Origin of the sequence: Promicromonospora sp. NPDC057138, from assembly GCF_042670845.1 — a bacterium.
In the GTDB taxonomy this organism is placed as follows: Bacteria; Actinomycetota; Actinomycetes; order Actinomycetales; family Cellulomonadaceae; genus Promicromonospora.
Genome location: NZ_JBHUUX010000130.1, coordinates 1 through 4,661 on the forward strand (window position 1 = coordinate 1; position 4,661 = coordinate 4,661).

Sequence of the window (4,661 nt, forward strand, 5' to 3'; positions counted from 1 at the left end):
CAACCAGTTATTTAAACAAGCAATTACAACTGCGAAAGCGCCAGGGAGACTCGGACAAGCGCTCTACTTCGCGGCCCTTCGCGGCTTGTGGCGTAGGTTGCTCCTCGTGCAGATCGAGTTCACCGCTCCCCTGTGGCAGTGGCAGGTGCGTACCGACTCCTGGTGGTTCGTCACCGTGCCGCCCGAGCACTCCGACGAGCTGGCCGACCTGCCCCTGCCACCGCGAGGCTTCGGCTCGATCCGGGTGCGGGTCACGGTCGGCGCGACGACGTGGACGACGTCCGTCTTCCCGAGCGACCGCAACAGCGGCTACGTGCTGCCCATGAAGAAGAAGGTGCGCGAGGCCGAGGGCCTCGTCCCGGAGAAGCCGGTGCAGGTCACCCTGGAGACCATCGACATCTGACCGCCTGGCGGGTCAGGCCGTGTGCACGAACTCGATGACGCCGTTGGCGATCATCTGCGTGGCGATCGCCGCGAGCAGCAGGCCCGCGATCCGGGTCACCAGCGTCACGCCGGAGTCCTTGAGCACCCGGTGCACCAGCCCTGCGAACCGCATGGCCGCCCATGTGCAGACGCACACCGCCACGATCCCGATGCCGATCGACGCGTAGTGTCCGACCCGCGACTCCCCTGCGTACACGCCCTGCTGCACGAACACCATCGTGGCAACGATCGTGCCCGGCCCGGCGAGCAGCGGTGTCGCCAGCGGCACCAGAGCGATGTTCTTGGCGGCGCCCGCCGCGTCCCGCTCGCCCGAGTCCAGCTTGCCCATGAGCAGCTCCAGCGCCACCAGCAGCAGGAGCAGCCCGCCGGACGCCTGCAGCGCCGCGAGCGAGACCCCGAGATGCTCCAGCAGGAGCTGGCCGAACACCGCGAACACCACGATCACGCCGAACGCCACGAAGATCGCGGTACGCGCCGCACGCCTCCGGTCCTGCGCCGTCATCCGCGAGGTCAGCGCGAGGAACACCGGGACGGTGCCGGGCGGGTCCATGATCACGAAGAGCGTCACGAACACCTCGGTGAAGAGCGCGACGTCGAACCAGGTCACCGGAGCACCTCGAGAGTGCCCTGCGCGGCGATCGCCTCCAGCACGTCGGGCTCGGTCGTGTTCTCGCCGATGAGGTTCCGCTTGCCCGCGCCGTGGAAGTCGCTCGACCCCGTGACCAGCAGGTCCAGGGACTCGGCGACGTCGCGCAGCCGACGGCGCGTGTCCGGGGTGTGGTCGCGGTGGTCCACCTCGAGGCCCGCGAGGCCCGCCGCGGCGAGCTCCTCGATGGTCGAGTCGGGGACTACTCGGCCGCGCGCGTCGGCCCCGGGGTGCGCGAAGACCGGCACCCCGCCGGCGGCGCGGACCGCGCGGACGGCCGCGACGGCGTCGGGCGCGTAGTGGCCCACGTAGTACCGCGTGCCGGGGCGGAGCATCGTGGCGAACGCCTCGTCGCGGTCGCGCACGACGCCGGCCGCCGCCAGCGCGTCCGCGATGTGCGGGCGGCCGATGGTCGTGCCGGACTTGGTCTGGGCGAGCAGGTCCTCCCACGTGATCGGGTAGTCCTCGCCGAGCAGGGCGACCATGCGCCGGGCTCGGGACTCGCGGTCGTCGCGCGTGCGCTCGGTCTCGGCCAGCAGGGCGGGATGCGTGGGGTCGTGCAGGTAGGCCAGCAGGTGGACGCCGGTGCCCCAGCCGGTGGTGCGGGCGATCGCCGAGATCTCGGCGCCGCGCACCAGGCCGACCTGGTAGCGCACGGCCGCCTCGGCAGCCTCCGCCCAGCCCGACGTCGTGTCGTGGTCCGTGATGGCGAGCATGGTGACGCCGGCCAGTGCGGCGACCTCTACCAGGCGCGCTGGCGAGTCGGTGCCGTCTGACGCGGTGGAGTGCGTGTGGAGGTCGATCACTCCACCAGGGTAGAGATCCCCGGGCCCCCCGCGTGCCCCCGGCGGCGTGAGGTGCGGCACCCCCGGGGCGCCGTCCGCCGTCGACCGGCTACCGGGCGGCAACCCCACACAGCACGTTCACGGGCTGTTCCGCCGTCGTACGCCGCGTGCCCCAGCCGTTCCCGCATCATCGAAGCAATGAACAGCAGCGACCAGAACCCGCAGGACGCCCGCACGAGCGTCGTCTTCGTGCACGGCATGCGCACCTCCGGCGCGATCTGGGAGGACCAGGTCGCGCACGTGAACGCCGCCGGCCACGAGGCCGTAGCGGTCGACCTGCCCGCACACGGCTCGCGCAGGCACGACCGGTTCAGCATGGACGGCGCCTTCGAGGCGCTGGACGACGCCGTCGCCCGCCTCCCCGCCGGGCCGGTGGCCCTGGTGGGGCTGTCCCTCGGCGGCTACACGTCGCTCGCGTGGGCGGCCCGGCCGGGCACCACGGACCGCCTGGCGGGCGTGCTCGCCGCCGGCTGCACCTCCGACCCGAAGGGCAAGCCCGTGCGGCTCTACCGGGACGTCGCCAAGACCGTGGCGGGCGCCGCGTACCTCGCGCGCCGGCTCACCGGCCGCGTGGTGCACCCGAGCGTGCACCGCCCGCGCCTCTCGGTACCCGCGCTGAAGCCGCCGTTCGGCTCGCTGCGCAGCGCCCCCGGCGGCGCCGACCTGCGGCAGGTCGAGATCTCGCCGCGGCGGACCGCCGAGATGTACAGGCCCACCTGGGACGTCGTCACGGACGCGCTGACGCACCTGGCCGGGCGCTCCTCGGTCGCCAACGTGCGGGCCGCGCAGGTCCCGGTCTGGTTCGTCAACGGCGCCCGGGACGCCATGCGCATCGGGGAGCAGCGGCACCTCGCCGCGGCTCGCGACGGGTCGCTCGTCGTCATCCCGGGTGCGGGGCACGACGTCAGTGTGGAGGCCCCCTCGGCCTTCAACCGGGTGCTCACCAGGGCGCTTGCGGACTTCAGGCGGCGTGCGTGAAACACTGGGCGCATGAGCGAGCCCACTACCACATCGCACACATCGCAGCCTGACGAGCAGGGAACCGCCGATCGCGGTTCCAACCGTTCGCACCGTCCCGCCTCGACCGCGTTCAAGAACTTCGTGATGTCGCGGTGGGCCCCGCGCGCCGAGCTCGGCCTGACGGCGTCGCCCGCCGCTCCGTACACCGTCGCCCGACGCGCCGCTCTCTCCGAGCGGCTACCCGGCCAGCGCCTCGTGATCCCGGCGGGCTCGCTCAAGACCCGGTCCAACGACACCGACTACCGGTTCCGGCCGCACTCGGCGTTCGCGCACCTCACGGGCCTGGGCACCGACCAGGAGCCCGACGCGGTCCTGGTGTTGCACCCGGTCGAGGACGGCGCCGGCGACGGCGGTTCCCACCACCACGCCGTGCTGTACGTGCGCCCCCTCGCGCCGCGCGACAACGAGGAGTTCTACGCCGACGCCCGCTACGGCGAGTTCTGGGTCGGCGCCCGCCCGTCGCTGGCCGACATCGAGACCCTCACCGGCATCGAGGCCCGCCACATCGACGAGCTGGGCGACGCCCTGGCGAAGGACGTCGGCGACGGCGGCGTGCGCCTCCTCGTGGTGACCGACGCGGACGACGCCGTCGAGTCGCTCGTCGAGGAGCTGCGCCTGGAGGCCGGCGAGGACGAGGAAGCCCTGTCCGACGATGCCCTCGTCGAGGCCACGTCCGAGCTCCGGCTCATCAAGGACGAGTACGAGATCGAGCGGATGCGCGAGGCCGTGGCCCGCACGATCGAGGGCTTCGCGGCCGTCGTCCGCGCGCTGCCCGCCGCGAAGGAGCACCGCCGCGGCGAGCGCGTCGTGGAGACCACGTTCGACGGGAACGCGCGGCTCGAGGGCAACGCCGTCGGGTACGAGACGATCGCAGCCTCGGGCGAGCACGCCACGACCCTGCACTGGATCCGGAACGACGGCGAGGTGCGCTCCGGCGACGTGCTCCTGCTCGACGGCGGCGTCGAGGTCGACTCGCTCTACACCGCCGACGTCACGCGCTCCCTGCCGGTCGACGGCGAGTACACCGACGTCCAGCGCAAGATCTACCAGGCCGTGCTCGACGCCGCCGACGCCGCGTTCGCCGTCGCGAAGCCCGGTGCCAAGTTCCGCGACGTCCACGCGGCGGCCATGGAGGTCATCGCGGCCCGCCTCGAGGAGTGGGGCTTCCTGCCCGACGGCGTCACCGCCGCCGACGCGCTCGGCGAGGACGGCCAGCAGCACCGCCGCTGGATGGTGCACGGCACGTCGCACCACCTCGGCCTCGACGTCCACGACTGCGCGCAGGCGCGCCGCGAGCTCTACCTCGACGGCGTCCTGGAGCCGGGCATGGTGTTCACCATCGAGCCGGGCCTGTACTTCAAGGCCGACGACCTCGCCGTGCCCGAGGAGTTCCGCGGCATCGGCGTGCGCATCGAGGACGACGTGCTGGTCACCGCGGACGGCAACGAGAACCTCTCGGCGGCGCTCCCCCGCCGCCCGGAGGACGTCGAGACCTGGATGGCATCGCTGCGCTGAGCCCTGGCGGCGGGTTTCGCCGGCGGTGGTGCGGCGGTGCTGGCGCGACGGCGGTGGTGCAGCGGTGCTGGTGCGGCGGCCGTGGTGGGACGGCGCTGGGCGCGGCACCGAGTTCGGTCCGTTGCACGGGCGAACAACTGACTTCGGTCGGTTGCTCTGAGATCGGTCGTTTGATTGACCGATCTCAGAGC

Annotated in this window: 5 protein-coding genes; 3 read left to right on the forward strand and 2 right to left on the reverse strand. The window is 72.6% G+C overall.

Translation table 11 applies throughout. The features are described 5' to 3' along the window. Nucleotides 1-106 precede the first annotated feature (106 nt). A complete protein-coding gene (locus ACFT2C_RS28945; RefSeq protein WP_377210556.1) occupies nucleotides 107-403 on the forward strand; it encodes a DUF1905 domain-containing protein in 297 nt (98 codons plus the stop codon). 12 nt (nucleotides 404-415) lie between these two features. Here ACFT2C_RS28945 and ACFT2C_RS28950 read toward each other — a convergent pair whose 3' ends face one another. Both ACFT2C_RS28950 and ACFT2C_RS28955 read right to left on the reverse strand, forming a co-directional pair. Continuing rightward, nucleotides 416-1,051 carry a MarC family protein gene (locus tag ACFT2C_RS28950; RefSeq protein WP_377210557.1) on the reverse strand — a complete coding sequence of 212 codons (636 nt, stop codon included), beginning with the start codon at nucleotides 1,049-1,051 and terminating at the stop codon, nucleotides 416-418. Beyond that, nucleotides 1,048-1,896: a PHP domain-containing protein gene (locus tag ACFT2C_RS28955; RefSeq protein ID WP_377210558.1), complete on the reverse strand. Its 849-nt coding sequence runs from the start codon at nucleotides 1,894-1,896 to the stop codon at nucleotides 1,048-1,050. The genes ACFT2C_RS28950 and ACFT2C_RS28955 overlap by 4 nt, the downstream gene beginning before the upstream one ends. A 177-nt stretch (nucleotides 1,897-2,073) precedes the next feature. Here ACFT2C_RS28955 and ACFT2C_RS28960 point away from each other — a divergent pair, with 177 nt between their 5' ends. Next, entirely contained in the window at nucleotides 2,074-2,913 is an 840-nt protein-coding gene (locus ACFT2C_RS28960) for an alpha/beta fold hydrolase (protein WP_377210559.1), read from the forward strand. Nucleotides 2,914-2,925: 12 nt separating this feature from the next. Then, nucleotides 2,926-4,470, forward strand: a complete 1,545-nt coding sequence (locus ACFT2C_RS28965) for an aminopeptidase P family protein (RefSeq protein ID WP_377210560.1) — start codon at nucleotides 2,926-2,928, stop codon at nucleotides 4,468-4,470. Nucleotides 4,471-4,661: the final 191 nt, after the last annotated feature.